We start from the raw sequence: 25,733 nt of genomic DNA, 5'->3' as shown, positions 1-25,733 counted from the left end.
CCCAAGCCGACAGGGCTGCCGAAATTTCCACCGAGCGCGCGCAGCCGGTGCGCACCACTGCGCACCGAAGTACCCGAAACGCGCATGCCGACGTGTTTTCCGCATGGCACGCGACATGCAAGGCAGGCGGGCGACCTGCGCGCGCACCGGGACCACCCGGCGATGACGACGCGGGCCAGACATTTCAAGACAGGAAGAAGCTCCCCATGCACAGACGTACACAACTTTCGGCGCTGCTCATGCTCGCCTTCCCGCTGTTCGCGCAGGCACAGAGCGCCGACGCGAACGCCTCTGCCGCCGCAAAGGACGACAGCGCCGAACCGGCGCTGCAGAAACTGGTGGTGACCGCCCAGCGCCGCGAACAGTCGGCACAGGAAGTGCCGGCCGCGCTGTCGGTCATCAAGGGCCAGGACCTCGGTGGCAACGGCGACACCTTCCTGGGTGACGCGATCAAGTTCGTGCCGAACGCGGCCGCCCAGAAGGCCGACGGCGACACCCGCCCGCGCTGGTACATCCGCGGTCTGGGCACCGGCGACACCGGCGTGTCCACGGTCTACCCGACCGGCATCTACGCCGACGACGTCTATCTGAATGCGCCGATCGCCGGTGGCGTGGCGCTGTTCGACCTGAACCGCATCGAGGTGCTGCGCGGCCCGCAGGGCACGCTGTACGGGAAGAACACCACCGCCGGCGCGGTGAACATCCTGTCCAACAAGCCGGTGTTCGAGAACGGCGGCTATCTGACGCTGGGCGCCGGCACCAAGAAGCTGCGCACGATCGAAGGCGCGGTGAATGGCGTGGTGAGCGACACGCTGGCCATCCGCGCCTCCTTCTACGACGAACAGCGCGACGGCTTCACCCGCAATCCACTGCTCGGCGAGACCGTGGGCGACGTGGACAAGCGCGCTTACCGGCTTCAGTTCCTGTTCAGGCCGAACAGCGACTTCGACGCACTGGTGAAGCTGCATTCGCGCACCTACGACGGCGACGGCAACACCGGCTCGCTGCCGGTCGGCACCTATGCCGCCGGCTATGTGCGCCCGTCCGGCCGCATCCTGGAAGCGAACTTCCCGAGCACCAGCGAGCTCGAGCACGACGGCGCATCGGCCACGCTGAACTACCGCTTCGGCGGCTATCAGTTCACCTCAATCACCGCCTTCGACAACATCAAGAACAAGACCTTCAGCGACGCCGACAACCTGCCCTCGACCGCCGGCCAGACCGACCAGCGCAGCTATGGCAACACGCGCTACGACCAGGTGTCGCAGGAGTTCCGGCTCGCGTCGCCGAAGGAAGAACTGCTGCGCTGGATCGTCGGCGCCCACTACTTCCAGGAAGACATCGATTCGGTCGCGGTCACCGCCAACCTCACCACCGGCACGCCGCGCTTCCAGCAGACCAGCATCGAGCACGACACCCGCAGCTTCGCGCTGTTCGGCAACGTCACCTACGACTTCACCGAAAAGTTCTCCACCACCGCCGGCCTGCGCTGGACGCATGAAAAGAAGAAGCTGGACATCGGCCTGCTGACCTACCAGACCGCCGCCGGCTTCAATTCGAACCCGTGGTGGCGCGCCAACGCGCTGATCACGCCCGTGCTTTCGGGCGCGGCGACCGCCAATGGCTCGCGCCATCCGGAAGACAGCTGGAGCGAGTGGACCTTCGACATCACGCCGGAGTACCGCGTGACCGACAAGATCCTCACCTTCTTCCGCTACGCCCGCGGCTTCCGCTCCGGTGGCTTCAACACCGGCATCGGCGGCAACCTGAACACCGCCACCACGGTGAAGCCGGAATACCTCGACGCCTACGAGATCGGCGTCAAGACCGAATGGCTGAACGGCCGCCTGTTCGCCAACGCCAATGTGTTCCGCTACGACTACTCGGACATCCAGGTAAACCTGCTGACGCAGAACCCGTTCGGGCCGGGTGTGGTGACCGCGCTCACCAACGGCGCAAAGGGCAAGGTCGAAGGCGCGGAACTCGAACTGCTGGCCCGCCCGGTCGACGCGCTGGTGCTGCGCGGCAGCCTGGGCCTGCTCGAAACCGAGTACACCGACTTCGGCGTGAACACCGGCAACGCCTTCGTGCGTTCGCCCAAGCTCACGGCAGCGGTCGGTGCCGAATACACCTTCGGCCTCGGTGACGGCAGCCAGATCGTGGCCGCCGCCGATGCCAACTACCGCAGCCGCGAGTTCTTCCTGGTCGATCGCCAGAGCATCAACCAGTACCCGGACCTCACCCAGGAGGGCTTCAGCCTGTTCAACGCGCGCCTGAGCTATATCACGCCGAACAAGAAGCTGCGCGTCACCGGCTATGTCGACAACATCACCGACGAGCTGTACCAGAACCACGGCCGACCGAACGGCCCGAACGGTTCCGGTCGTTTCATCCACACCTACGGCTCGCCGCGCACCGTCGGCCTGACCGTGACCACGGTGTTCTGAGCGGACAGTCCATCCCCGCTGACGCGGACAGCCCTGCGGCTGTCCGCATTTTTCCTTCCCCCATACGACAGGACATGCGATGAGCCACGTTTCCGAAATCAGGGCACCGGCCGCTGCCGATCCCGCACGCGCCGTCACCATCATCCGCAGCGAAGAGGAGGCCATACGCGCCGCCCACGCCGCTGCTGCCATCATCGCCGAACTGGCGCGCGACCCGGCCAGCGAGAAGCAGCTGCCGGTACGCCAGGCCGAGCTGCTGTCCACCTCCGGCCTCACCGGCATATCGGTGCGCCCGGAATATGGCGGCCTGGGTGCATCGGTCAAGACCATTGTCGACACCGTGCGCATCATTTCCGCCGCCGATGGCGGCGTGGGCCAGATCCTGCAGATCCATCACGTGATGGCGCGCGGACTGGTCAATGCCGAATCCGAAGACGTGCGCGCCTTCTTCTCGCGCGAACTGCTGGCCGGCAAGCGGCTGGGCAATGCGCTGGCGGAGGTGGGCGGCAAGAACAAGTTCGACCAGAAGACCCGCCTCGAGACCGACGCCGACGGCACGCTGCGCCTCAATGGCGCAAAGTTCTACGCCACCGGTTCCTACCTCGCAGACTGGATTTCGGTTTCGGCCCGCGGCGCCGACGGCACGCCGGGTGGCGCGCTGGTGTCGCGTCACGCGCCGGGCGTCACCGCGCTCGACGACTGGCACGCCTACGGCCAGCGCCACTCGGTCAGCGGCACGGTGCTGTTCGACAACGTCGAGGTCGACCCGTCCATCCAGACGCCGCGCGGCAAGGGTCCCTTCCCGCGCACCGGCCTCACCTTCCCGCAGATCCTGCACGCGGCCATCGACACCGGCATCGCGTCAGGCGCACTGGCCGCCGCCATCGACTATCTGAACACGCACGCCCGCGCCTGGGTGGAAAGCGGTGTCGAGCGTCCGACCGACGAACCGCTCATCATCAATCGCATCGGTCAGTACGCGGTCGCGGTGCGCGCCGCCGAAGCCACGCTGCGCTATGCGGCCGACGTGTTCGACCAGCACCGCGCCGCACCGGACGATCATGACCTCGCGACCGAACTCATCCTCGCGGTGGCTACCGCGCGCGCGAAATCGGACGAGGCGTCGCTTGCGATCGGCAGTGACCTGTTCTCGCTGCTCGGCGCCAGCAGCTCGCTGGAAAAGTGGAACCTCGACCGCTTCTGGCGCAACGCACGCGTGCACACCACGCACGACCCGATACGCTGGCGCCTGCAGCACGTCGGCAATTTCTATCTGAACGGTGTCGATCCGGGCGAATACAACCAGATCACCCAGGCTCGCCAGGGCGTCTGATCCGGCTGGCTGCAGCCATGAAGGCCGGGGCCCTGCCCCGGCCTTCTGTCGTTCACAACGGCCTCAGCAGGTGGATGCAGAACGAGCACCGTCCGCGAGCGCGAACGCCCTGTTCAGGCGGCGTCCCGCCGCAGCCCCATGGGCAGGCACGCAGCACGGCGACTTGCGACCGGTACGCCGTGTGCATCCGGATCACTTTACGCCGCATGGAGGGCGGTGTCCGCCGACACCCGCGCCGCAAGCGCCGGGAGCCGCCCGGTGGTGGGCAGACGGCGCGGAAAGGGCCTCGCTGCCTGCCCTGACGGCTCAGCCCACCGCGCGCAGGCCGGCGCGCTCGATGCGCCCCTTGCCGGTGACCAGCGGCAGCACTTCCTCGCCGATCCGGTAGGCCTCTTCCAGATGCGGCGTGCCGGCGAGGATGAAGCCGTCGGCGCCCAGTGCGATCAGTTCGTCCAGTTTCTGTGCCGCCTGTTCGTAGGACCCGACGATGCCGATGGCCGGGCCGCCGCGCAGCAGGCTGAAGCCGGCCCACAGATTGGGGGCGATGATGAGGTCCTCGTAGCGCTGCGCGTCAGCCGGGCGGTAGCCCGCCTGACGGCTGACGCCCACCGAGTCGCCACCGCTCTGGCGGAAGGCATCTCGGCGTTCCGGGCCGAGCGATTCGAAGCCGGCCTTCACGTCGGCCCACGCTTCCTCTTCGGTCGGCCGCGCGATGATGTCGACGCGGATCGCGCACCGGATGCGCCGGCCCAGCGCCGCAGTGCGCGCCTTCACCCGGGCGAACTTCTCGGCCACCTGATCGAAAGGTTCCAGCCAGGACAGATAGAAATCGGCGTGCTTCGACGCCGAAGCCAGCGCGGCATCCGAAGAGCCGGAGAAATAGATTTCCGGCAACCCGGTGGACGCCAGCGCCTGCGGCAGCCTGCCCTGCTCCACCTGGTAGAAGCGGCCGTCGTAATCGAAGGGGCCGTCACCCTTCCAGACCCCCTTGAAGATGTCGAGGAACTCGGTGGTGCGGCCGTAGCGGTCGTCGTGCGAAAAGCGGTCACCCCACCACAGCTGGGCCGGGCCGCCACCGCCGGTGATGATGTTGAACAGCATGCGGTCGCCGCTCACGCGCTGCAGCGTGGCGGACATGCGCGCCGCCTCGACCGGATTCAGGAAGCCCGGCTGGAAAGCCAGCATGAAGCGGAAGGTTTTCGTTTCGCGCGCGAGGTGGGCGGCGATCACCCAGGGGTCATCAGTCATCGGGAAGGACGGAATGAGGCCGCCCTGGAAGCCGGAAATTTCGGCCGCCTTTGCGATCTGTGCCAGGTGGTCGATGTAGCTGCTGCCATCCGGTTCGCCGTACAGCAGGCCCGGCGCCTGATTGCCGTCGCGCAGCGGCCACCAGTCGCCGCGGGTCGACTGCGGCCTGCGCACGGTGCTGATGTCGCCATGCGTGGGCAGGCGCCAGAAGAAATCGATGGTCTGTGCGGTGGATGAAGCGTGGGTCATGATCAGGCGGCCTTCCTGCCGAGCAGTTGCCGCACGCGCGGCAGAAGGTGTTCGCCGACGCGATACACCTCGTCGAGCGAACGCGGTGAGGACAGTTCGAAACGATCGACGCCCTGCCGGTGCAGCGCGACGATGCGCGCGGCCAGTTCGTCGTAGCTGCCGACCAGCAGGTCCGGCGCATGGGCCAGACCTGCGCGCTCGGCTTCCAGCCGGGCACGCGCGCCGTCGTCGTGCGACACGATGCGGGCGCGCAGCGCCACCTGCGGCGAGCGGCCCGCGCGAAGCGCGGCCTCGCGCAGCAGCGCGATGCGCTCGCTCAGCGCCTCGCCCAGCGTGAAGGCGTGCACGTCGGCCAGCCGCGCCGAACGCTCGATGGCTTCGGCGCCATCGCCGGCCAGCGTCAGTTCGGGAAAGGGACGGCCGGACAGCGGCCCCTGGAAGCCGCCCTCCAGCACCGAGAAGAAAGGACCGTCGTGACTGAAGTGCGCGGACTCGATCACGCCACGCGCCACGGTGACGAAATCCTCGAGCCGTGCGCCGAGGTCGCCGCTGCCGACGAAATCGCCGAGCCGGCGCCGGCGCGCCGCATCGTCCGACGATTCGAGCGCCCAGCCGAAGCGGTTGCCGCTGTAGCGCTGGAAGCTCACCGCCTTCTTCGCCGCATACACCGCAGAGCCGGCACCGGGGCTGAAGGTGGCGACCAGTTTCAGCCTGCGCACCTCGCGCGCCAGCGCACCGAGCACGATGAGGGCGGCGTCGCCTTCCGGGTCGTCACTGGCGACCAGACCGTCAAAGGCCACCAGTTCGGCGGCGCGCGCCACCTGAACCACGTGATCGAAACTGCCGTAGCGGCCATGCCGCAGGTCGTTGGCCGCAGGCAGGCGCGGCGCGTTGCCGGCCGCCAGCGCGTCGAAGGCGCGGTTGCGCGCATCGTCCGCGCCGGGCAGGCGCCAGTAGAAAGTAGGCGACATCGGAAACTCCTCGGGTACGACGGGATGATGGGAATGCGATCAGCCTGGCCGGCGCCGGGTCAGCGGCACCACCGCCTCGCCGCGCGGCGCGTCGGTGGCGGTCAGTTCGGCCAGGATGTCGTCCTTGAGCCGATGCAGCAGCGGTGCGGCGCGGTCGCGCGGATGCGGCAGATCGACATCGACGATGTGCGCAATGCGGCCCGGATGCGCCTGCATCACCGCCACCCGGTCACCGAGGTAGAGCGCCTCGTCGACGTCGTGGGTGATCATGATCATGGTCGAGCCCTGGCTCATCCAGATGCGCTGCAGCTCGGTCTGCAGATGCACCCGGGTCAGCGCGTCGAGCGCGCCGAAGGGCTCGTCCAGCAGCAGCACCTTGGGTTCGTTCACCAGCGCCCGGGCGATGGCGGCGCGCTGGCTCATGCCGCCCGACAGCTGGTGCGGATAGGCCTGCTCGAAGCCGCTCAGGCCGACCAGCGCGATGTGCTCGCGCACCAGGCGGTCGCGCGCCGCGGCCGACATGTCGCGCCGGATCAGCGCGAACGCCACGTTCTGTTCCAGCGTCATCCACGGGAACAGCCGATGGTCCTGGAACACCAGGCCGCGTTCGAGCGAGGTGCCGGCGACGCGACGACCGTCGAGCGCGATATGGCCTTCATAGTCATCGTCCAGGCTGGCGATCAGTCGCAGCAGCGTCGACTTTCCGCAACCGGAGGGGCCGACGATGCTGAGGAATTCGCCCGGACGCACGTCGAGGTTCAGGCCGGTCAGCACAGTCAGTTCGCGCTGATCGAACAGGAAGCGCTTGCGCACCTCCTTCAGCTGCAGCGCGCCGGAGCGGAGCGCCGGCTGTTCAGGGGTGCGCACCGCGGCGCGCGAATCGATGTTCATGTCGAGGTTCCGGAATTCAGGGGGCGAAGCGGGCCAGCTCAGGTGCGCACCGGTCGCCAGCGCAGGGCGTGCCGGCTCAGGCGGGCCACCAGCAGATTGATCGCGAAGCCGGTCAGGCCGACCACCGCGATACACACCACCACGATGTCCAGCCGCGCCTGCAGCTGACCGTGCTGCATCACGGTGCCCAGCCCGAAGCCGGTCGGGAACAGCAGTTCGACGCCTATCGTCGCGATCCAGGCGAAGGCCACCGACTGCAGCAGGCCGGTGAAGATGGACGGCAGCGCCGACGGCCAGCGGATGCGCCAGAAGGTCTGCCACGGCGTGAGCCGGTACAGCCGGCCGACCTCGAGCATGCGTGCCTCGACGCCCTTGAGCCCCTCGTAGGTGTAGAGCACCGCCGGATAGAAGGCGGACAGCGACACCACGATCACCTTGGACAGATCGCCACTGCCGAACCACAGCCCGATCAGCGGCAGCCAGCCGAGCAGCGGCACCTGGCGCAGGCCGTGGTACAGCGGCGTGAGCACCCAGTCAACCGGCCGCAGCAGCGCCATCGCCGAACCCACCGCGAGCCCGGTCACGCTGCCCCAGAACAGCCCGCCGAAGGCATTGCGCAGACTGTTGCCGTAGGCGGTGAGCAGATCGCCGGATTGCCACAGTTCGCGCAGTGCGCCGGCCACCTGGGCCGCGGACACGAAGGCGAACGCATGCTCGCCACCGTGGCGCGCCTGGTGATCCCACAGCAGGATCAGCGCCAGCGGCACCAGCAGGCCGAGTGCGATGCGGGCCGGCAGACCGCCGCCGTACCTGCGCAGCGCCGCACTCATGCCTCCGCTCCTGCCGGCTGGGCACGCCAGCGCAGAAGACGTGCCTGCAGCAGCACGAAACCGCGGTCGAGCGCGAAACCGATGACGCCGCACACGACCACGCCCACCATGACCACGTCGAGCCGGAACATCTGGCGGCCCATTTCCATCATCTGCCCGATGCCGCTGTCGGCCACGATCAGTTCGGCCGCCACCAGCACCAGCCAGGCACGGGTCAGGCTGAGCCGCACGCCGGACAGCACGGACGGTACCGTGGCCGGTATCAGTACCCGCCACACCAGCGAGGGCAGCGGCGTACGGTAGATGCGCGCCACCTCGAACCAGGCCCTGGGCACACCGCGCACGCCGTCCAGCGTGGACAGTGCGGTCGGGAAGAAGGCCGCCTTGGCGATGATGACGATCTTGAACACCTCGTCGATGCCGAACAGCAGAATGAGCAGCGGAATGAAGGCCAGCACCGGCACCTGGCGCAGCGCCTGGAACAGCGGGTCGAACAGCCGCGCGAAGGTCGGCGACAGTGCGGCCGCCAGACCGAACAGCAGCCCGGCGCCGCTGCCGATCGAGAAGCCCCACAGCAGACGCTGCAGGCTTTCGCCCAGATGACGGGCCAGTTCGCCGGAGGCAGTGAGCTGGCCAAAGGCCGCGAGCACCGCCTGTGGCGACACCAGCACCTCGGGCGGAAACACCCGCGCTGCGCTCAGCACCTGCCAGGCCAGCAGCACCGCCAGCGGCGACGCCACCATGACGATACGGCGCAGCGTGGCTTCTTCGATGCGCGCAGCACTCACCGGGCCGCCACCTTCTGTTCGGCCTGCGGCGTCCAGTAGCCGTCGAGCGACAGACCGCCGGCGGACAGTTCGCGCAGCGCCGCAGCCAGGAAACGGTCGTCGATGATGTCCTCGACCGGCACCCGCTTCTGCACCAGGCCGTTGGCATGGATGTATTCGGCCACGTCGCTGAAGTGCTGGCGGTAGAAGCCGTCGAGCAGCGGCGAGAAACGGTCCTTCCAGCCCAGGCGCGGGTCATCGTAGTCGCGCGCGATCAGGTCCACCGGCAGGTTGCCGCGCGACGCCATCTGCAGCACCTTGTCGCGGTTCTCCTCCTGCGCCTGCCAGTGCGCCGCCTTCACGTAGGCCGCCACCACCAGCGTCGTGATGTCCGGATGCGCTTCGGTGAAATCGTGACGCGCCCACAGGCCGGTGCGCATCTTCCAGTGCAGCGGCGCGTCCTTGGTCGACCAGATGATGCGGCCGGCCCCCTGCTGTTCGGTCACCAGCGCCTCGCTCAGCGTGAAGGTGGCGTCCACCTTGCCGGCCGCCAGCGCCGCGTGGCCGGCCTGCGGGTTCAGGTTGTAGATCTTGAAATCGCTCAGCGTGAGTCCGTTCGCGTCGAGCAGCTTGGCGAAGGTGAGTTCCCAGGGCCGGCCACGGTGAATGGCGATGGACTTGCCCTTGAGGTCGCGTATCGACTGCGCCGCCAGCCCCTTGCGCACCACCAGATAGGCGTTGTTGCCCTGCCCCGGCGACAGCACGGTGCGGATGTCCACGCCGCCGGCCTTCGCGATCAGCGCCGGAAAATCGCCATAGGCCGCGAAATCGATGCGCTTGGCCGCGAAGCCCTCGTTGATCTGCGGCCCGCCGACCGCCGGCGACACCGGCTCAATCTTCAGCGCCACACCGCGGCGCGCCAGTTCCGCCTCCAGCCAGCCCTGCTCCAGGATGATCTGGGTTGCACCGCTGAACACCTGCTGGCCCTGATGCGGTGACGAAATCGCGGCAATGGTGAGCGTGGTCAGCGGTGCGGCGGCCGCAACGGGCCGGGCGGCTTCGCCGCGCTGCACATCGACTGGCGCCACTGGCTGTTCGGGTGACGGACGCAGCACCAGATAGGCGCCGAACGAAAAGGCGGCGGCGACGGCCCAGGCGAAGCGCCGGGTTGAGAGCGACATGATGAGCTTCCTGCTGCGAGCAACCGGACAGGACGGGATGTCCGTACCGGATATATCCGCTGCAGTGCAAGAAGGATGCCGAAGCTCGGGAAATCGACCGAAATCGTTGCCACATCGAGGTTTCATGGGCACGACGACGATTCACTGAGGGTCGTACCGCCGTCCTCCGCTGCCGATCTCCGCGCAGCGCTGCGCGAATCCGCGCACCGCTGTCCGCCGTGAGCAGACCCACCGTGTTTCTGTCGGGGTGACCACCGGCCGGAATCCCGCCGACAGCGTTACAGGCAATGGCAACGTTCGCGGTCCCATCGCGACCGGTGATCTCACCCACACCATCGATTCCCCGCAGGAGAGAACACCGTTCGCGATGAGGCCTTGATCCAGCGGCAGGTGGGTAATTCAGCCGCAGAACGCGATCGGTGATCGCGCCTATGCCCGGGTCAGGGTGCTCAGCAAGGTGAGCCAGGACGGCGCATCGAGGGCGGGCAGATCGCCGGCGGCCGCGGTGCGGCACAGACGCTGCAGCGTATCGGCAAAGGGCGTGATCGGGCCGGCGAAATGCAGGGTGCCCCCCTCACCGGAGGCGATCAGTACCGTGGGGAAATTCTCGATCTCTAGATCCAGATCGTCGAGCAGGTTCTCGTGAGTTTCCACGTCGGCCCAGACGAAACCGGCGTCGGGCCACTGGGTGGCGACGCCGTCGAAAAGGACGCGGAAATCACGACAGGTTCCGCACCATTCGGCACAGAGGCAGACGACGGCAAGGCTCATGGCGGAGGCACGACTCGGACGGGAACGACACCGCGTAACGATACCGCCTTTCGGCCACCGGGCGCCCTCATCGTCGCTCATGCCCTCATGCCGCAGTGGCCGCCACGGAGGACTGGCCGGCAGCGCGTCCGGCCCCTTGCGGGCACCGGACACTGTCCTTAAGCGGCAGCAGACTGCCGGCGCCCAGCCGCCTGCTCGCGACGGGCCACCTCCTCGCGCACCGCCGGGATGATCCAGCGGCCGTAGTCGATGGCGTCGTACAGCGGGTCGTAGCCACGGTTCAGGAAGGTGGTGACACCGAGGTCATAGTAGGCGAGCAGCGATTCGACGATGGTGTCCGGCGTGCCGACCAGCGAGGTCGAGTCCGTGCCGAAACCGATGGCGCTCGACGTACCGTAGTACAGCGCCTTGTCGTGCACCTCGCCGCGTTCGGCCACATCGACCTGACGCTGCGCGCCTCCGCTGTGGCCGCGGTCGATGCGCGCCACGTTGGCGTCGTGGTTGCGCTTGAGCGTGGCCGCGATGTCCTTCGCCTTGGCCCAGGCCAGGTCTTCGGTCTCGCCGATGATGAGGCGCACCGACAGGCTGACCCGCGGTGCCTCGACGCCGACTTCGGCGGCAATCGCCTTCAGCTTGTCGATGCGCGCCCTGATGTCGACGAGCGGCTCGGCCCACAGCGCGTACAGGTCGGTGTGCTTCACGGCGACGCGGTAGGCGGCGTCGCTCGACCCGCCGAGCGAGATCGGCACGTGCGGCTTCTGCAGCGGCTTGAGCGCCGAGTACGCCCCTTTCACGTTGAAGTACTTGCCCTCGTAGTCGAAGGGCGCGTCTTCGGTCCAGCTGCGGCGCACGATGTCGAGGTACTCGTCGGCCTGCGCGTAGCGCTCGTTCTTGTCGGTGAGGGTGTCGCCGTGCTCCGGTTCGGCGGCGTGGCCAGTGATGGCGTGCAGCCGGATGCGGCCACCGGTGACGTGGTCCAGCGTGGCGAAGGCGCGCGCCGCCACGGTGGGCGCCACCAGCCCCGGACGGTGCGCGATCATGAAGCCCAGGCGCTCGGTCTGCGACGCGGCATAGGCGGCCAGCACAGCCGGGTCCGGTCCGCCGTTGGCGATGAGCACGCGGTCGAAGCCGGCGTGTTCGTGGGCGCGCGCCAGATCGCGCAGGTAGTTCAGGTCGGGCTTCTGTCCGTAGGCGCCACGCGGCGCCAGCTGGTTGCGGGGGAACAGCCCCCCGACGAATTCGACGGCCATGGTCGTGTCCTTTCGATAATGGGTCGTGCGGTTTCAGGCGGCGCTGCGGCGCGCCTGTTCGGCTTTCTGCTGCGCACGACGGCGCGCTTCTTCGCGCACCACCGGAATGATCCAGCGGCCGTAGTCCAGCGTGTCGTGCAGCGGGTCGTAGCCGCGGTTCAGGAAGGTGGTGACGCCGATGTCGTGGTAGTCGAGCAGCGCCTGAACGACGGTGTCCGGCGTACCAACCAGCGCAGTCGAATCGTGCGTGCCGCCGACCGCGCTGGCGGTGGGCATCCACAGCGCGCGGTCATGGCGCTCGCCGCGCTCGGCGGCCGCCAGCAGGCGCTGGGTGCCGGTGCCCTGCACCCGGCCGGGCACCGCTTGATAGTTCTTCTTCAGCGCACCGACGATGTCGTGCGCGCGCTGCCACGCGATCTCTTCGGTCGGGCCGACGATGAGCCGCACCGACAGGCTGATGCGCGGCGAAGCGACGCCGGCAGCCGCGGCCGCCGCGTGCAGCTTGGCCACCTGTTCCTTCGCGTCGACCAGCGGCTCACCCCAGAAGGCGTAGAGGTCGGCGTGGCGCACCGCGATGTGATAGGCCGCGTCCGACGAGCCGCCGAAGGAAATCGGAATGTGCGGCGCCTGCAGCGGCTTGACCGGCGAGAAGCCGCCCTTGATGGTGAAGTACTTGCCTTCGTAGTCGAAGGGCTGGTCCGAGGTCCAGGTGCGGCGGACGATGTCGAGGTATTCGCCGGTGCGCGCGTAGCGCGCGTCCTTATCGACCAGGTAGTCGCCGTACTGCGGCTCGGCGGTGATGCCGGTGATGGCGTGCAGCCGGATGCGGCCGCCGGTGACGTGGTCCAGCGTGGCAAAGCTGCGTGCCGCCTGCGTCGGTGCCTGCAGCGCCGGGCGGTGGGCGATCATGAAACCCAGACGCTCGGTCTGCGATGCGGCGTAGGCGGCGATCCACTGCGCGTCGATGCCGTTGGCGATGAGCACGCGGTCGAAGCCTGCATGTTCGTGCGCACGCGCCAGGTCGCGCAGCCAGGCGAGGTCGAAGCCGGTCTGCTGGCCGCCGCCGGGGCCGGCCAGCTGGTTGCGGGGAAACAGCCCGCCGACGAACTCGACTTCGCCGGCGTCGTGGGCAACGGTGCCCGATTCGGATGTACTCATATGCGGCTCCTGTGGTGTTCTGCGCAGCCGCGCGATGCGGCCGGCCGGTGGGCAGCGGTTCAGCAACCGCCGTGCCATCAGCATGAGGGAAAGTGCCGCCACGCCGCAGACCAGCCACCGGCAAGGTTGGGCGGCCGCGGCGGGGGTCAGGGCCGAAGCAGCCCGGCGGCACGCTGCGTAAATGAACGCAGCGTGCCGCCGAAAACGCAGCAGCGCCCTGCCCGCGATAGCTCAGCGTGGCGGAATGGAAACCGCCGGCGCCTGATCCGCCCCCTGATCGCGACCGGTGGTGGCCGCCGGAGAACCGGCGCCTTCCGCTCGGAGCTGTCGCGCCGGATCCGGCATCAGCCGTTGGCGCCGCTGTGCCGCTGTTTCGTGTCGAGGCCGCTGGCAAAGGCGAGCGGGCGTTCGAAGCCGTCGCCTGCCGCCGCATCGTCATTGGCCGGCACGCGGGCGCCCACGCGCTCGCTGCGGAAGTGCGGCAGGATGTGCTCGCCGATGCGGTAGGCCTCTTCCAGATGCGGGTAGCCGGCGATGAAGAACAGCGAAATGCCCAGCGCCTGGAATTCGCGGATGCGCTCGACAATGGCAGCGTAATCGCCGACCAGCGCAAAGCCCGGTGGAATGCCGATGTAGCCGTAACCGGCCCACAGATTGGGCGCGATGAACAGGTCGTCGTAGTCGCGCACTTCCTTGTCGTGGTAGAGCTTGCGGCGCTTCTGGAAGGTGGGCGACAGCTGTTCGGTGATGGACGCGACCACATCGACCACGCCGGCCGCCACGCCTTCGTCAAAAATGCGCTTCGCCTCGGCACGCGCCTCGGCATCGGTGGCACGCGCGATCACGTCCACCGACAGGCCGAACTGGATGTCGCTGCGGCCGTACTTCAGCGCGCGTTCGCGCACGTCGCGGATGTGCTCGGCGACGATGGCCGGGTCTTCCGCCAGCAGCAGATAGTAGTCGGCGTGCTGCGCCGCGAATTCCTTGGCCGCGTCCGACGCCCCTGCGGTGCAGATGCGCGGGATCGGCGCCTTGCGCAGCGGACCGCGCAGACCACCGCCGCTGGCGCTGTAGTACTTGCCCCGGTAGGTGAAGGATTCCGAGCCGAAATAACCGCGCACCGCATGGACAAATTCACCGGCCCGCTCGTAGCGCTCGTCGTGCGGCAGCTCGTCGCCGATGGCGCGCTGCGCCGCTTCCGAACTGCCCTGGATGATGTTCCACACCAGCCGTCCGCCGGTCGCGCGCTGGTAGGTGGCGGCCGCCTGGGCCGCGTTCCACGGGCTGGTCGAACTCGGGTGAAAGGCGGCGACGAACTTCAGGCGCTTCGTTTCGCGCGCCAGCAGCGAGGACACGATCCATGGCTCTTCGCCGAACTGGGTATTCACCATCAGCACGCCGTCGAAGCCGGCGATCTCGGCGCCACGCGCGATCTGCGACAGGTAGTCGATATAGGTGAAGTCGTCGCCGACGACGAAGTTCGATACCGCGCCGGTACCCGGGCGCGACGGGTTGTTCCAGTCGCCGCGGTTGCGCGGGTCGCCTGGCAGGTGGAAGGTTTCGCCGTGCAGCGGCAGGCGGGTGAAGAATTCGATGCTCATGTCCGGGTCCGTCCATTCAGTGGATGCTGCGCCGCATCGGCGACGCACCCGGCTTCAGCACCATCCATGCCATGCGCAAACGCGCTCGGCCTGCGCCCGCCCGCCCCACCGGCTGCGCAGATCGGCGCAGGCACCCGCTCGGGTGCGGCGCGGGATCGGCAGCGCCACCGGCCAGTGCAGCAAAAGCGACAGCGACCTCCCAGCACAACGGCATTCCGGTGACGAAGATCACGGACGGGCACTGGCACGCAACGTGCTGACGGCCACCGCCCTGCCTGCATACTGCACGCGCACCGGAACCCGCCCTCCTTCAAAGACTCACAGCCGGCCTACGCCCGTACGACACCGTTCATGAACGCGCCCCAGCACCGCAGCCCTGCCCCCGAAACCCTCTGGTATGCCCGCGGCCCGGTACCGACGCCGCTGGGCATCGCCGCCCAGCAGGGCTGGCTGAACCAGGCCTTTTCCCAGTTCGGCACCGAAGCGCACGCGCTGTCGGAATCCGGCGATCCGGCCGTGCGCCAGTCCTTCTACGACCACACCCAGCCGAATTCGGTCCGCCAGAGCGGCAGCATCGCCGCGCTGTGGGCGCGCGCCCGTGGCAGCGACACCCGGCTGATCGGCCTGACCTGGACCGACGAATACCAGGCGCTGATCGCGCTGCCCGAATCCGGTATCCGCACGGTGAGCGACCTGCGCGGGCGGCGCATCGGCCTGCCGCGGCATGTCGACCGCACCGTGGACATCTTCCGCATCTCGGCGCTGCGTGGCTGTCTGAACGCGCTCGCCACCGAAGCGATCAGCGAACACGAAGTCGAATGGGCCGACATCGACGTGGTCGCACCCGACATCACGGCGCTGCACGAGCCCCATCCCTACAGCGCCGAAGCGCGTGCGCTGCTGCGCGGCGAAGTCGATGCCATTTTCGTGAAAGGTTCGCAGGGCGCCGAAGCGAGCCACTGGCTGGCGGCGCATACCGTGATCGACATCGGCCGCCACCCGGACCCGGCACTCCGCTGTAACAACGGCACACCGCGCACGCTGACGGTGGACGCCGCGCTGCTGGACAACTACCCGCAGCTGGTCGAAAGGGTGCTGCGTGAAGTGCAGCGCGCCGCGCAGTGGGCCGAGAACAATCCACTGCTCACCCGCCAGTTCATCGCGCGCGAAACCCGCAGCAGCGAATACTGGGCCGCGCACGCCTACGGCGAAGACGTGCATCGCCACATGCACACCACGCTGGAGCCGGTGTATGTCGATGCGCTGCAGCGCTACGCCGACTTCCTGTCGGCGCGCGGCTTCATCGCGCATCCGGTCGACGTGCGTGGCTGGATCAGCGACGCGCCGCTGGCCGCGCTGCGCGCATCCGCACCGCAGGGCGCCAGCTACGCGCGCTGAGGCCAGCAGCGCCGGCATTTCAGTCAGGCGAATAATCTCAGCAGGGATTCTTCGTTCGCATCTGCTGCACCGCAAACTAGCATCCGGTGCATGAACGACATTACCCGCCCCCCGCAGTCGCCGGATGCACCGACCCTGATCGCGTTCGAAAATCCGCAGGAACTGAGCCTGCTGATCCGCGCGACCGCGGTCGTGTTCGCCGACCCGAAGTCGAAGGCCCTGCTGTCGCGCATCGAGCGCATCGCGCCCAGCGACGCCACCGTGCTCATCACCGGTGAAACCGGTACCGGCAAGGAACTGGTCGCCCGCCACGTGCACGCACTGAGCCACCGGCGCAGCGCGCCCTTCGTCGCCATCAACTGCGGCGCGTTCTCGGAAACGCTGATCGAGAGCGAACTGTTCGGCTACGAGCGCGGCGCCTTCACCGGCGCCATGCAGAGTCGCGCCGGCTGGTTCGAGACGGCGCACGGCGGCACCCTCTTCCTGGACGAGATCGGCGACCTGCCGCTGCCGATGCAGGTGAAGCTGCTGCGCGTGCTGCAGGAACGCGAAGTGGTGCGGGTCGGTTCGCGCAAGCCGATCCCGATCGACGTTCGGCTGATCGCGGCAACCAACGTGAAGCTGCAGCAGGCGGTGGAAGCCGGACATTTCCGTGAGGACCTGTACTACCGGCTGCAGGTGATCTCCCTGCCTCTGGTGCCGCTGCGCGACCGGCCGCTGGACATCCTGCCGCTGACCGAACACTTCATGAAGCTGTACAGCCGGCAGCTCAGGCTGCACAACGTGAAGCTGTCGGACGGCGCACTGCAGGCGCTGCAGTCCTACCCGTGGCCGGGCAATATCCGCGAACTGGAAAACGTGGTCCATCGCGCGCTGCTGGTGTGCCACAACGGCGAAGTGCTGGAGGCCGACCTGCAGCTGCCTCAGCTGGGCCAGATGGTGCAGTTGCGCCGGAACGAAAGCCGCGTCGACGCACCGCCCGCTCCGGTCGTGGCGGCACCGCCCGCACCGGTGCCTGCCGCCGGCGAGGCCACCGACAGTCCGCCCGACGCGGGCGTCGATCCGCTGGAGCAGGACTTCCGCGCGGCGCTCGCCGCCCTGCTGGAAGCCGGCCGCCCTGACCTGCTGGCCACGCTGATGGACTGGATCGTGCGCGACGCCTACACCGTCGGCGCCGGCAACCAGATCCGCACCGCGCAGCTGCTCGGCATCAGCCGCCATGTGCTGCGCACCCACCTGCGCCGCAGCGGCCTGCTTGCCTCGCAGACCGACGGCAGTGACGAGGACGAAGGCGCCGAAGCGGGCGACGCGCTGGCGGAATCGCTCTGACGGCGCGCCTCGGAGGACGCGGCACTCGCGCCGCGATCGATCCGCTCCCCCGCCCCGCATGTCTGCTGGCTACTGAAATGAAAAGGGCACCCCTCGGGGTGCCCTTTTCATTTCAGCCTCGCTTCATGCTGTCCAGCCGGCTCACGCCGCCTTGCGTTCTCCGCGCAGCAGTTCGAGCGCTGCTTCCAGCGGGCGGCGATCGATCCACGCGTCGAAGTCGAAGTCGCGGTCGAGGAAGCCGTAGGCCAGCAGGAAGTCGCGCTGGCGGCGGAACAGCTCGACCTTCTCGTCCGACAGGTCCGGATGCAGCGACAGGTGGAAGTCATTGCGGTAGGCCGCGGCCACGCCATCGTCACCGGAGCGGGTTTCGGCCTTCAGGATTTCGCGCACTTCCGGCAGATGGGTGGTGGCCCAGTCGGCCGCACGCAGGGTCTGTGCGAGGAAGCGCACGACGATGTCGAAGTGCCTGTCCAGCGTGTCCTGATGCACCGTGATCGGACGCGGCGTACCGTTGTTCACGCGGTGGCGGCGGTCCTCGAAGGCATCGAGATCGATGCCGACCACGACACCGGCTGCACGCGCGGCATCCACTGCCGACGCGCCCTTCACATACACCGCGTCGACCTTGCCCTCGACCAGATCGGCAATGCCTTCCCACAGCCGGCTCAGGCCACGCGACGGATCGCCGGTGGCGGTTTCGCGTGCCGGCGAGCCACCGGAACCGACCTCGACCAGCTTCACGTCGTCAAACGTGAGGCCGGCGACCGCCAGTGCGCCCTTGTAGCCGGCCAGCGACATCGCGCGGGCAATGCTGCGGCCACGGGTGGTCGGCGTGATCGGGAATTCGGTCAGGCGCGGCAGCGCGAGACGCTTGCCCTTCAGATCGGCCGGCGACGTGATGCCGGCATCCGGACGCACCAGGATGGCCTGGGCTTCGTCTATCCAGGTCAGGCCGATCAGACGGGTCGGCGCGCCCTGGGCGCGGGCGGCGATGGCCAGCAGATTGCCGCCCTCGCGGATCAGGCCCGGCAGTTCATGGTCGTAGTGGTGGCGTGCCAGTTCGCGGCCGGCGTTTTCCTGCAGCGTGGACACCGGCAGTTTGTCGCGCGCGAACTCCTCCTCCAGCCAGCCCAGCTTGTAGGCCAGGCCGGTGGCGGTGGGCACCGGGCAGCGGGTAAACCAGACGCGCTCGAGCGCGCTGCCCGCCTGGGCGGTTTCGGTCTGTACGGTCATCGGTCGTGCTCCTCGATATTGTTGCGTTGGGTGCAGTCAGGCGCCGGCCGGCAGACCGGCGCCTTGCATTGCGGAATGCGGATCAGAGATCGCTCGGGCGCAGCAGGCCCAGCGAACCCGCCTTTTCGTACAGACCGGCCATCTTCCACTGCTGCTTCAGCACGCCCGGGCCGTAGTCGCGCGAACCACCGATGGCTTCGGCTTCGAGCTGGATGCGCGCGCCCTCTTCCAGCAGCAGGATGAATTCCGCGGTCTTGCGCAGGCCTTCGCGGCCCCACACGGTGGAGCCGCCGTTGGCTTCGAGGATGGCGGTGTGGTGGATGTCCTGCTTCAGCACGTCGAGGATGAAATCCACCTCCTGCTGACGGCGGTCGATATAGACCGGCAGTTCGCGGATCAGGTTGTAGCGCTGCACCGGCACGTAGCGGATGGGCAGCGTGCGGTGGGTCTGCGCCCACGCACCGAGCGCCGGCGAATGCACGTGCGAAATGGTGGTGACGTCCGGGTGCTGCTCGAACAGCTTCTGGTAGCGCTTGGCGCCGGCGCCGCTCTTGCCCAGATAGACCGTGCCGTCGAAACCCACCACGGTGGCGCGCACCGGCTGGCCGCGGTTGAACGGGCCCGGATAGTTCACCGTCACCAGCTTGTCGCCGTCCGGCGTGCGCTCGACGAAACCCACGGTGCCATTGGCGGTGAGGGTGCCGGTTTCACGGAACACCTCGAAGGCCAGCGTCGCCTCCTCCTTCACCTTCTGCACGAATTCTTCCAGCTCGCTGCTCAGGCCCACGCCTGCGTCTGCTTCTGCGACTGCCATGTGAATCTCCTGTCTGTCCTCTGCACGGTGGTCGCGCCGGCCGCTGCCGGGCGCGAAGCCGTTCATGCAATGCATGCACGGCGCATGGACGGTTTGGCAATTTCGGTGCCAGTCGCCGCGCCGCGCTCGGCATCGGGCGCGCAAACCCATGAGCGGAAAGGAAAAGCGCGCCGCCGGCGGCGGCCGGAATCATGCCGAAGACATGAAACAACCACCCTGAGCCGCTGCGCCGATCCGCACCGCGCGCCCGCCGTCGTGCGCAAACCCGCATGGCCTGCCGCATTCCGCGCAGCAGGCCGCAGCGGGCCGGCACGCTGTTCGCGATTCGGCAGCGCTGCGGCCGGTGCCGCGCACGCTGCGCCGATTCGCGCAGCAGAAACAGTCATATCGATTTCACGGCTGCGTGAAAGCAAGGCGGATCAAGGGTTTGCGCACGCATGACCGGACAGGCACGGACATTGCACAGAGGGCGCATGGCGACCGCGGTCGCACTGATTCACGCATCGAAATTCACGCATTGAAGGAGAACCGCCATGAACGCATGCCAAAGGCAAGGGAGCACCGCATGAGCGCCGTCATACAGGCCATCGATCTCGGTCTGCCGGTTCAGGCCCGCCTGCCTGAAGCGGTACGGCGCGTCCGTCCGCCACAGGCATCGGCCTCCACCACGCAGGTCGCGCCGCTGGTGCCGGCCGCGCCCACTGGGCGCTCGCCGGTCCCGACCTGGCTTCTGGTCGCGTTGCTGGTGGTGGGGGCACACGCGGTGGTGGTCGGTGCGAAGCTCGGCACCTCGCAGCCGGTGCCGGTACGCAATGAGGTGCTGGTCGAACTGGTGAAACCGGTGGTGGTGCCGCCGCAGCAGAAGCCGGAACCGCCCAAGCCGAAGCCCGAGCCGCCCAAGGTGGTGAAGAAGCAGGCTTCGCCGCCACCGCCCCAGCCGGCACCGGCGCTGCGCACGCCGGTAGCGAGCGAGGTGATTCCGGCCGACGCGGTGGTGATCCAGGAGAACACCACCGCCGCGCACACCACCGGCCCGGTGGTCGCCGCGCCGCCGGCACCGCCAGCCCCCGAGCCGGTGAAGGAAGAGCCGGTGACCGAGCCGAATGCCTATGCGTCCTACCTGAGCAATCCGCCGCCGGAATACCCGTCGTTCGCGCTGCGCCAGGGCTGGGAAGGCAAGGTGATCCTGCGGGTGCGGGTGCTGGCCAGCGGCAAGCCGTCGGCGGTCGAGGTGAAGACCAGCAGCGGTCGCAAGTCGCTGGACGAAGCCGCGGTCGCCGCGGTGCGCGGCTGGACCTTCGTGCCCTCCAAGCGCGGCAGCACGCCGATCGACGGCTGGGCCACGGTGCCCATCGAATTCAAGCTTTCAAACTGAACACGCTTTCAACACGAGGAATACGGCATGTCACTCTTCAACTCCGATATCGAAATCCCGACCACGCTGCTGGTCGAAGCCACGCTGTGGGTGCTGGTCGCCTTCTCGGTCGCGACCTGGACCCTCATCCTGATCAAGGGCATCCAGAACTGGCGCGTGAGCCGCCAGAACCGCCAGTTCCGTACCGACTTCTGGCATGCGCCAAATCTGCAGGCGGCGTCCGAACTGGATGGCCACGACGGCCCGATCGCCCGCCTTGCCCGCGCCGGTTTCGCCTCGCTGGGCGACGCTGACCGCCACAGCGATCTGGAGCACAGCGGCGACCGTCAGGACCAGCTGGAGCGCGCGCTGCGCCAGCAGTACCAGAAGGAACGCCGCGGTCTGGAAGCCGGCCTGGCGGTACTCGCCAGCATCGGCAGCACCGCGCCTTTCGTCGGTCTGTTCGGCACCGTGTGGGGCATCATGCAGGCGCTGGTGGACATCGGCAAGAACGGCTCGGCCAGCCTGGAAGTGGTGGCCGGCCCGATCGGCGAGGCGCTGATCGCCACCGGCGTCGGCATCGCGGTCGCGGTGCCGGCGGTGCTCGCCTACAACGTGTTCCTGCGCCGGGTGAAGGCGGTGTCCGCCGACATCGACGACTTCTCGGCCGACCTCATCAATCTGTCGCGCCGTGCCGGCTTCCGTGTCGGCCGCGGCACTTCGGACAGCCCCTCCCCTGCCCGCCCGGCCGATCCGCGTGCCGCCCACGGCGCCGACACGCCGGCCCTGCGCGAGGTGTTCGCATAATGGCCATCTCGTCCGCTGCCGATCAGGACGAGGTCCTGAGCGAAATCAACATCACCCCGCTGGTCGATGTGATGCTGGTGCTGCTGGTCGCCTTCATCGTGACCGCGCCGCTGCTGAACAACGCGGTCAAGGTGAATCTGCCCAAGACCGCCGCCACCCAGCCGCCGGAACAGAAGGCGCCGCCGGTCACGGTCAGCGTCGATGCCGCCGGCAAGGTGTACATCGACCGCGACGAGGTGGCGCAGTCTGCGCTGGAAGGCGCGCTGCGCAGCCGCGTGGCCGCCAATCCGGATCTCACGCTGCACCTCAGTTCGGACGAGGCGGTGGCCTACGGTAATGTCGCGAAGGTGATGGCGTCGATCGAACGCGCCGGCGTCACCAAGCTGGCCGTGCTCACATCGACCGGCGAGTGAACATGCACGACACGCGTCCCCCGGGCGCGGCCCGGGCGGACGCCCCGGCGCCGCAGCCGGGCAGGCCTCCGGTCAGCGACCGGTTCCTGCCCGGCTTTCTGTTTCTGACCGTGCTCGGCGGCATGACCATAGGCCTGGGCAAGGTGGCGACCACGCTGTTCGCGCTGGAACTAGGCGCCACCGGCGGCGAGATCGGCTTCATTTCGGCCGCCGAATCGCTGGGCATGATGCTGGTCACCGTGCCGGCCGGCTTCATCATCGCGCGCTACGGCGCGCGCCGCGTCTACTTCACCGCCAGCATGGGGCCGGCGGTGCTGTCGCTGCTGCTGCCGTGCGCACCGCTGTGGTGGCTGCTGGCCGCCGGGCGCGGGCTGATCGGCCTGTGCATTCCGTTCCGCATCGTGTCGATGAACAGCAGCTTTCTCGAAAAGCTGCGCACGCTGGGCCCGTCCAGAACCGGCTGGTACCGCGCCACCAACTCGATCGGCATCGCCATGATCGGTCCGGCCGTGGCGCACGCGCTGATCAGCCGGCACGGCCCGGCCGTGGCCTTCGCCACCTGTGCCCTCGCCTTCCTGCTGCTGGCGCTGCTCGGGCGCGTGCTGCTGCCGGCGGCGGAAACGCGGCCGCCGGCCGCGACCGTCGACACCGACGCCGGCGTACTGCGGCAGATCCGTGCTCTGCTGGCCGACCGCGTGGTGCTGGAAAGCTGCCTGATCGAATACCTGAGCAGTTCGACCTCGTCGCTGCACGGCACCTTCATCCTGGTGGTGGCCATCGCCGGCCTCGGCCTGCCGCAGGGCGAGGCGGTGCAGCTGGTGATGACCCACGGCGTGGCGTCGGTCAGCGCGCTCTTCCTGCTCGGCGTGCTGCTGCACCGGCTGCCGCGTCCACTCGCCTATGGCGCGAGCTTCGCGCTCGCATGCAGCGGCCTGCTGCTGCTCGGCACCGGCCGCGACTTCGTCACGCTGGCCGCAGGCGGCATTGCGCTGGCCAGCGGCTCGGCGCTCATCCATCTGGTGAACATGGACCAGATGAGCCGCCACCCGATCTCGAAAAGCAAGATTTCCGGGCTCTACAGCCTGGCCCAGATGAGCGGCAGTTTCTCCGGCGCGCTGATCGGCGGGCTGCTCGCCCACATCGTGTCGGCGCAGCAGGTGTTCATCGCCTGGCTGCCGGCGGTGTGCGCCGGCGCGCTGCTGCTGTGGCGGCGCGCCCGCCGCCCGGCCCTGCCGGACACGCTGTCCACCTCGCATCCCTGATTTCCACCGGACTCCACCATGCCCCGCATAGACGACGCCTCGATCGCCCGGCTGTTCACCGACGCCCGCTCCATTCACCGCTTCGATGGCCGCGCAGTCGATGACGCTACGCTGCACGCGCTGTACGACCTGCTCAAGCTCGGGCCGACCGGCTTCAACGCCCAGCCCGGCCGCTACCTGTTCATCCGCAGCGCCGAAGCGAAGGCGCAGCTGGCCGACGGCATGTCCTCGGCCAACCGCGACAAGACGCTGGCCGCGCCGCTGAATGTGGTGGTCGCTTACGACACCCGCTTCCACGAACATCTGCCGACCCAGTTCCCGGCCTACGACGCCAAGGCCTTCTTCGACCAGTCGCCGGACTGGATAGAACCGACCGCGCGCACCAACGCGACGCTGCAGGCCGCCTATCTCATCTTCGCGGCGCGCGCGCTCGGGCTGGATGTGGGCCCGATGTCCGGCTTCAAGGCGGACAGGGTCGATGCCGCCTTTTTCCCGGACGGCCGCTACCGCTCTCTGCTGCTCGCGAACATCGGTTACGGCGTGCGCGACGGCCTGCCGCCGCGCGGCCCGCGCCTTGCCTTCGACGATGCGGTGAGCGTGCTGTGAGCGGGGGCAAGACAGGGCTGCGCCCGCTGTTCCGGAATTCGCCGATGCTGCGCTGCCTGGCGCTGTACCGGCTGATGCCCGGCCGTTTTGCGCTGACCGCCGGGCTGTTCGTGCTGGTGAACATCGGCGTCGCCTTCCAGCAGTGGATGGTGGGCCGCGCGGTCAATGACGTCGAGGCCGGACGCGCGGTCAGCCGCGCCGCCGACGGCAGCCTGGACTGGACCGTGGCGCTGCACTGGCTGCTGGCCATCGCCGGCATCGCGGCGCTGCGCTCGGTGCTGCAGTACTTCGGCGGCATCATGTCGCTGGTGATTGGGCAGGACCTGCTCACCGTGCTGCGCGAACGCATCCTGGCCCAGGTGCAGCGGCTGGATCTGGCCTACCACTGGCAGCACGGCGTGGGCGAACTGGTCACCCGCACCACGCGCGACGCCGACAAGGTGCGCGATGCGCTGATCAATTTCTGGCGCCAGGTATTCGAAACATCGCTGGTGCTGATCGCCACCGTCGGCCTGCTCAGCTGGTACCACCCCTGGCTGGGCGTGGTGCCGCTCGCGATGACGCTGGCCGGACTGGCGCTGTTCGTGGCGCAGACCGACCGTCTGGTGTGGCTGGACCGCGCGGTCGGCGAAGCCTACGACCAGGTGAACCAGGAACTGAGCGAAGGCGTGAATGGCGTGCGCGTGATCAAGTCCTTCGGGCTGGAAGCGCAGCGCATCGACATTTTCGCCGGCCATGTCGGCCTGTTCATGACTCAGGCGCGCGCAGCGCTCGCCTACGCCGCCTCACGCATCCCGCTGCCGCAGACCGTGGTCGCGCTGAGCCATGTGTGGATACTGGCCTTCGGCGCGCATCTGGTGCAGCAGGGCCGCATCGGCATCGGCGAACTGGTGGCCTCGCTGCTGGTGGCGAATATGCTGGTGTTCCGCATTGAGGGCATCGGCCGGGTGATGCAGGTGTTCGCCGATGCCCGCTCGTCCGCCGCCCGCATCTGGGAACTGCTGGATGCCGAACCCGGCATCACCGGCGGCCCGGCCCCGCTGCCGGCCGGGCCGCTGGGCCTGCGTCTGCAGCAGGTCGGCGTGCGCGCCCCCGGTGGCAGCACCCACATTCTGGACGACTGCTCGTTCGACATCGCGCCGGGCGAAATCGTCGCGGTGGTCGGCAGCACCGGCGCCGGCAAGAGCACGCTGGCCAGCCTGCTGCCCCGTCTGCTCGACGCGGAAGAAGGCCGCGTGCTGGTCGGTTCGCCCGAGGCGGGCTGGCAGGACGTGCGCACGCTGCGGCTGGACGAACTGCGGCACCGGGTGCACGTGGTGCCGCAGGAGAGCTTCCTGTTCTCGGACACGCTGGAAGCGAATCTGCAGGTGTCCCGTCCGCAGGCCAGCCATGTCGAACTGCTGGACGCGCTGGAACAGGCCGGCGCCGGCGAAGTGCTGGAGCGGCTGGAGCATGGCCTGCAGACCCGGCTGGGCGACCGCGGCGTCACGCTCTCCGGCGGCCAGCGCCAGCGCATCAGCCTGGCGCGCGCGCTGGTCGCGCAGCCAGACATTCTGGTGCTGGACGACGCCACCAGCGCGCTCGACGCGCTGACCGAACGGCGCGTGCTCGACAACATCCGGCGCCTCGGTCATTCAGGAAACGGTCGCCACGGCCGGCCGATCACCGTGCTGCTGATCGCCAGCAAGCTGTCGACGCTGCTGCTGGCGGACCGGGTCGCGCTGCTCGCGCGTGGCCGCATCGTCGCCGAAGGCACCCACCGTGCCCTGACCGAAACGAGCGCGGAATACCGCGATCTGCTCGGCCTCAATCCGAACTGA

The 25,733-nt window shown here is 68.5% G+C and carries 22 protein-coding genes; 10 read left to right on the top strand and 12 right to left on the bottom strand.

Annotated elements, in window-relative coordinates; genetic code table 11:
* Positions 1-206 precede the first annotated feature (206 nt).
* Together METUNV1_RS04765 and METUNV1_RS04760 are read left to right on the top strand one after the other, a co-directional pair.
* Entirely contained in the window at positions 207-2,447 is a 2,241-nt protein-coding gene (locus METUNV1_RS04765; protein ID WP_008059389.1) for a TonB-dependent receptor, read from the top strand.
* Between the two features lie 79 nt (positions 2,448-2,526).
* Complete coding sequence (locus METUNV1_RS04760) at positions 2,527-3,780, top strand: acyl-CoA dehydrogenase family protein (protein ID WP_008059388.1); 1,254 nt, start codon at positions 2,527-2,529, stop codon at positions 3,778-3,780.
* Between the two features lie 306 nt (positions 3,781-4,086).
* On the opposite strand, the gene METUNV1_RS04755 is transcribed toward METUNV1_RS04760, so the two are convergent.
* The 10 genes from METUNV1_RS04755 to METUNV1_RS04710 form a co-directional block, all read right to left on the bottom strand.
* A complete protein-coding gene (locus tag METUNV1_RS04755) occupies positions 4,087-5,277 on the bottom strand; it encodes an LLM class flavin-dependent oxidoreductase (protein ID WP_008059383.1) in 1,191 nt (396 codons plus the stop codon).
* A 2-nt stretch (positions 5,278-5,279) separates the two neighbouring features.
* Positions 5,280-6,248 carry an LLM class flavin-dependent oxidoreductase gene (locus tag METUNV1_RS04750; protein ID WP_008059381.1) on the bottom strand — a complete coding sequence of 323 codons (969 nt, stop codon included), beginning with the start codon at positions 6,246-6,248 and terminating at the stop codon, positions 5,280-5,282.
* Between the two features lie 39 nt (positions 6,249-6,287).
* Positions 6,288-7,139 carry an ABC transporter ATP-binding protein gene (locus tag METUNV1_RS04745; RefSeq protein WP_008059379.1) on the bottom strand — a complete coding sequence of 284 codons (852 nt, stop codon included), beginning with the start codon at positions 7,137-7,139 and terminating at the stop codon, positions 6,288-6,290.
* Between the two features lie 38 nt (positions 7,140-7,177).
* Positions 7,178-7,969, bottom strand: coding sequence for an ABC transporter permease (locus METUNV1_RS04740; RefSeq protein ID WP_008059377.1), 792 nt, complete (start codon positions 7,967-7,969; stop codon positions 7,178-7,180).
* On the bottom strand, positions 7,966-8,757 hold the full coding sequence (locus METUNV1_RS04735; RefSeq protein WP_008059375.1) for an ABC transporter permease: 792 nt from the start codon (positions 8,755-8,757) through the stop codon (positions 7,966-7,968). The genes METUNV1_RS04740 and METUNV1_RS04735 overlap by 4 nt, the downstream gene beginning before the upstream one ends.
* Positions 8,754-9,917: an ABC transporter substrate-binding protein gene (locus METUNV1_RS04730; RefSeq protein WP_008059372.1), complete on the bottom strand. Its 1,164-nt coding sequence runs from the start codon at positions 9,915-9,917 to the stop codon at positions 8,754-8,756. The genes METUNV1_RS04735 and METUNV1_RS04730 overlap by 4 nt, the downstream gene beginning before the upstream one ends.
* A gap of 429 nt (positions 9,918-10,346) precedes the next feature.
* Complete coding sequence (locus METUNV1_RS04725) at positions 10,347-10,769, bottom strand: thioredoxin family protein (protein ID WP_232416261.1); 423 nt, start codon at positions 10,767-10,769, stop codon at positions 10,347-10,349.
* A 77-nt stretch (positions 10,770-10,846) separates the two neighbouring features.
* Positions 10,847-11,938, bottom strand: coding sequence for an LLM class flavin-dependent oxidoreductase (locus tag METUNV1_RS04720; RefSeq protein WP_008059369.1), 1,092 nt, complete (start codon positions 11,936-11,938; stop codon positions 10,847-10,849).
* 33 nt (positions 11,939-11,971) lie between these two features.
* Positions 11,972-13,096 (bottom strand): LLM class flavin-dependent oxidoreductase, encoded by a 1,125-nt coding sequence (locus tag METUNV1_RS04715; RefSeq protein ID WP_008059368.1) that lies wholly within the window; start codon positions 13,094-13,096, stop codon positions 11,972-11,974.
* Positions 13,097-13,440: 344 nt separating this feature from the next.
* Positions 13,441-14,697, bottom strand: a complete 1,257-nt coding sequence (locus tag METUNV1_RS04710; protein WP_008059367.1) for an LLM class flavin-dependent oxidoreductase — start codon at positions 14,695-14,697, stop codon at positions 13,441-13,443.
* A gap of 351 nt (positions 14,698-15,048) precedes the next feature.
* Between METUNV1_RS04710 and METUNV1_RS04705 the strand changes: the two genes are divergently transcribed.
* Complete coding sequence (locus METUNV1_RS04705; protein ID WP_008059365.1) at positions 15,049-16,095, top strand: ABC transporter substrate-binding protein; 1,047 nt, start codon at positions 15,049-15,051, stop codon at positions 16,093-16,095.
* 90 nt (positions 16,096-16,185) lie between these two features.
* Positions 16,186-17,424: a sigma-54 interaction domain-containing protein gene (locus tag METUNV1_RS04700; protein ID WP_008059364.1), complete on the top strand. Its 1,239-nt coding sequence runs from the start codon at positions 16,186-16,188 to the stop codon at positions 17,422-17,424.
* 141 nt (positions 17,425-17,565) lie between these two features.
* Here METUNV1_RS04700 and METUNV1_RS04695 read toward each other — a convergent pair whose 3' ends face one another.
* Both METUNV1_RS04695 and METUNV1_RS04690 read right to left on the bottom strand, forming a co-directional pair.
* Positions 17,566-18,657: an ABC transporter substrate-binding protein gene (locus METUNV1_RS04695; RefSeq protein WP_008059355.1), complete on the bottom strand. Its 1,092-nt coding sequence runs from the start codon at positions 18,655-18,657 to the stop codon at positions 17,566-17,568.
* A gap of 82 nt (positions 18,658-18,739) precedes the next feature.
* Positions 18,740-19,471 carry a class II aldolase/adducin family protein gene (locus METUNV1_RS04690; RefSeq protein WP_008059353.1) on the bottom strand — a complete coding sequence of 244 codons (732 nt, stop codon included), beginning with the start codon at positions 19,469-19,471 and terminating at the stop codon, positions 18,740-18,742.
* Positions 19,472-20,036: 565 nt separating this feature from the next.
* On the opposite strand from METUNV1_RS04690, the gene METUNV1_RS04685 reads away from it, so the two are divergent.
* The 6 genes from METUNV1_RS04685 to METUNV1_RS04660 are packed head-to-tail and all read left to right on the top strand — an operon-like array spanning position 20,037 to position 25,733.
* Entirely contained in the window at positions 20,037-20,846 is an 810-nt protein-coding gene (locus tag METUNV1_RS04685; protein WP_008059351.1) for an energy transducer TonB, read from the top strand.
* A gap of 27 nt (positions 20,847-20,873) precedes the next feature.
* Positions 20,874-21,632, top strand: coding sequence for a MotA/TolQ/ExbB proton channel family protein (locus tag METUNV1_RS04680; protein ID WP_008059349.1), 759 nt, complete (start codon positions 20,874-20,876; stop codon positions 21,630-21,632).
* Positions 21,632-22,045, top strand: a complete 414-nt coding sequence (locus METUNV1_RS04675; protein ID WP_008059347.1) for an ExbD/TolR family protein — start codon at positions 21,632-21,634, stop codon at positions 22,043-22,045. The genes METUNV1_RS04680 and METUNV1_RS04675 overlap by 1 nt, the downstream gene beginning before the upstream one ends.
* A gap of 2 nt (positions 22,046-22,047) precedes the next feature.
* Positions 22,048-23,307 (top strand): MFS transporter, encoded by a 1,260-nt coding sequence (locus METUNV1_RS04670; RefSeq protein ID WP_008059345.1) that lies wholly within the window; start codon positions 22,048-22,050, stop codon positions 23,305-23,307.
* An 18-nt stretch (positions 23,308-23,325) separates the two neighbouring features.
* Positions 23,326-23,913: a malonic semialdehyde reductase gene (locus tag METUNV1_RS04665; protein ID WP_008059342.1), complete on the top strand. Its 588-nt coding sequence runs from the start codon at positions 23,326-23,328 to the stop codon at positions 23,911-23,913.
* A gap of 44 nt (positions 23,914-23,957) precedes the next feature.
* Positions 23,958-25,733, top strand: a complete 1,776-nt coding sequence (locus tag METUNV1_RS04660) for an ABC transporter ATP-binding protein (protein WP_008059340.1) — start codon at positions 23,958-23,960, stop codon at positions 25,731-25,733.

It is taken from the genome of Methyloversatilis universalis FAM5 (genome assembly GCF_000214035.2).
GTDB classification, from domain to species: Bacteria; Pseudomonadota; Gammaproteobacteria; order Burkholderiales; family Rhodocyclaceae; genus Methyloversatilis; species Methyloversatilis universalis.
This window is presented reverse-complemented; position numbering and strand designations above follow the sequence as displayed.

Excerpts from the sequence above, each read along its gene's own strand:
- METUNV1_RS04680 (WP_008059349.1), top strand. The coding sequence starts at position 20,874 with ATGTCACTCTTCAACTCCGATATCGAAATCCCGACCACGCTGCTGGTC.
- METUNV1_RS04710 (WP_008059367.1), bottom strand. The coding sequence starts at position 14,697 with ATGAGCATCGAATTCTTCACCCGCCTGCCGCTGCACGGCGAAACCTTC.
- METUNV1_RS04660 (WP_008059340.1), top strand. The coding sequence starts at position 23,958 with ATGCTGCGCTGCCTGGCGCTGTACCGGCTGATGCCCGGCCGTTTTGCG.
- METUNV1_RS04720 (WP_008059369.1), bottom strand. The coding sequence starts at position 11,938 with ATGGCCGTCGAATTCGTCGGGGGGCTGTTCCCCCGCAACCAGCTGGCG.
- METUNV1_RS04705 (WP_008059365.1), top strand. The coding sequence starts at position 15,049 with ATGAACGCGCCCCAGCACCGCAGCCCTGCCCCCGAAACCCTCTGGTAT.
- METUNV1_RS04745 (WP_008059379.1), bottom strand. The coding sequence starts at position 7,139 with ATGAACATCGATTCGCGCGCCGCGGTGCGCACCCCTGAACAGCCGGCG.
- METUNV1_RS04740 (WP_008059377.1), bottom strand. The coding sequence starts at position 7,969 with ATGAGTGCGGCGCTGCGCAGGTACGGCGGCGGTCTGCCGGCCCGCATC.
- METUNV1_RS04765 (WP_008059389.1), top strand. The coding sequence starts at position 207 with ATGCACAGACGTACACAACTTTCGGCGCTGCTCATGCTCGCCTTCCCG.
- METUNV1_RS04715 (WP_008059368.1), bottom strand. The coding sequence starts at position 13,096 with ATGAGTACATCCGAATCGGGCACCGTTGCCCACGACGCCGGCGAAGTC.
- METUNV1_RS04665 (WP_008059342.1), top strand. The coding sequence starts at position 23,326 with ATGCCCCGCATAGACGACGCCTCGATCGCCCGGCTGTTCACCGACGCC.
- METUNV1_RS04695 (WP_008059355.1), bottom strand. The coding sequence starts at position 18,657 with ATGACCGTACAGACCGAAACCGCCCAGGCGGGCAGCGCGCTCGAGCGC.
- METUNV1_RS04750 (WP_008059381.1), bottom strand. The coding sequence starts at position 6,248 with ATGTCGCCTACTTTCTACTGGCGCCTGCCCGGCGCGGACGATGCGCGC.
- METUNV1_RS04725 (WP_232416261.1), bottom strand. The coding sequence starts at position 10,769 with ATGAGCGACGATGAGGGCGCCCGGTGGCCGAAAGGCGGTATCGTTACG.
- METUNV1_RS04755 (WP_008059383.1), bottom strand. The coding sequence starts at position 5,277 with ATGACCCACGCTTCATCCACCGCACAGACCATCGATTTCTTCTGGCGC.
- METUNV1_RS04675 (WP_008059347.1), top strand. The coding sequence starts at position 21,632 with ATGGCCATCTCGTCCGCTGCCGATCAGGACGAGGTCCTGAGCGAAATC.
- METUNV1_RS04690 (WP_008059353.1), bottom strand. The coding sequence starts at position 19,471 with ATGGCAGTCGCAGAAGCAGACGCAGGCGTGGGCCTGAGCAGCGAGCTG.
- METUNV1_RS04670 (WP_008059345.1), top strand. The coding sequence starts at position 22,048 with ATGCACGACACGCGTCCCCCGGGCGCGGCCCGGGCGGACGCCCCGGCG.
- METUNV1_RS04700 (WP_008059364.1), top strand. The coding sequence starts at position 16,186 with ATGAACGACATTACCCGCCCCCCGCAGTCGCCGGATGCACCGACCCTG.
- METUNV1_RS04685 (WP_008059351.1), top strand. The coding sequence starts at position 20,037 with ATGAGCGCCGTCATACAGGCCATCGATCTCGGTCTGCCGGTTCAGGCC.
- METUNV1_RS04760 (WP_008059388.1), top strand. The coding sequence starts at position 2,527 with ATGAGCCACGTTTCCGAAATCAGGGCACCGGCCGCTGCCGATCCCGCA.
- METUNV1_RS04730 (WP_008059372.1), bottom strand. The coding sequence starts at position 9,917 with ATGTCGCTCTCAACCCGGCGCTTCGCCTGGGCCGTCGCCGCCGCCTTT.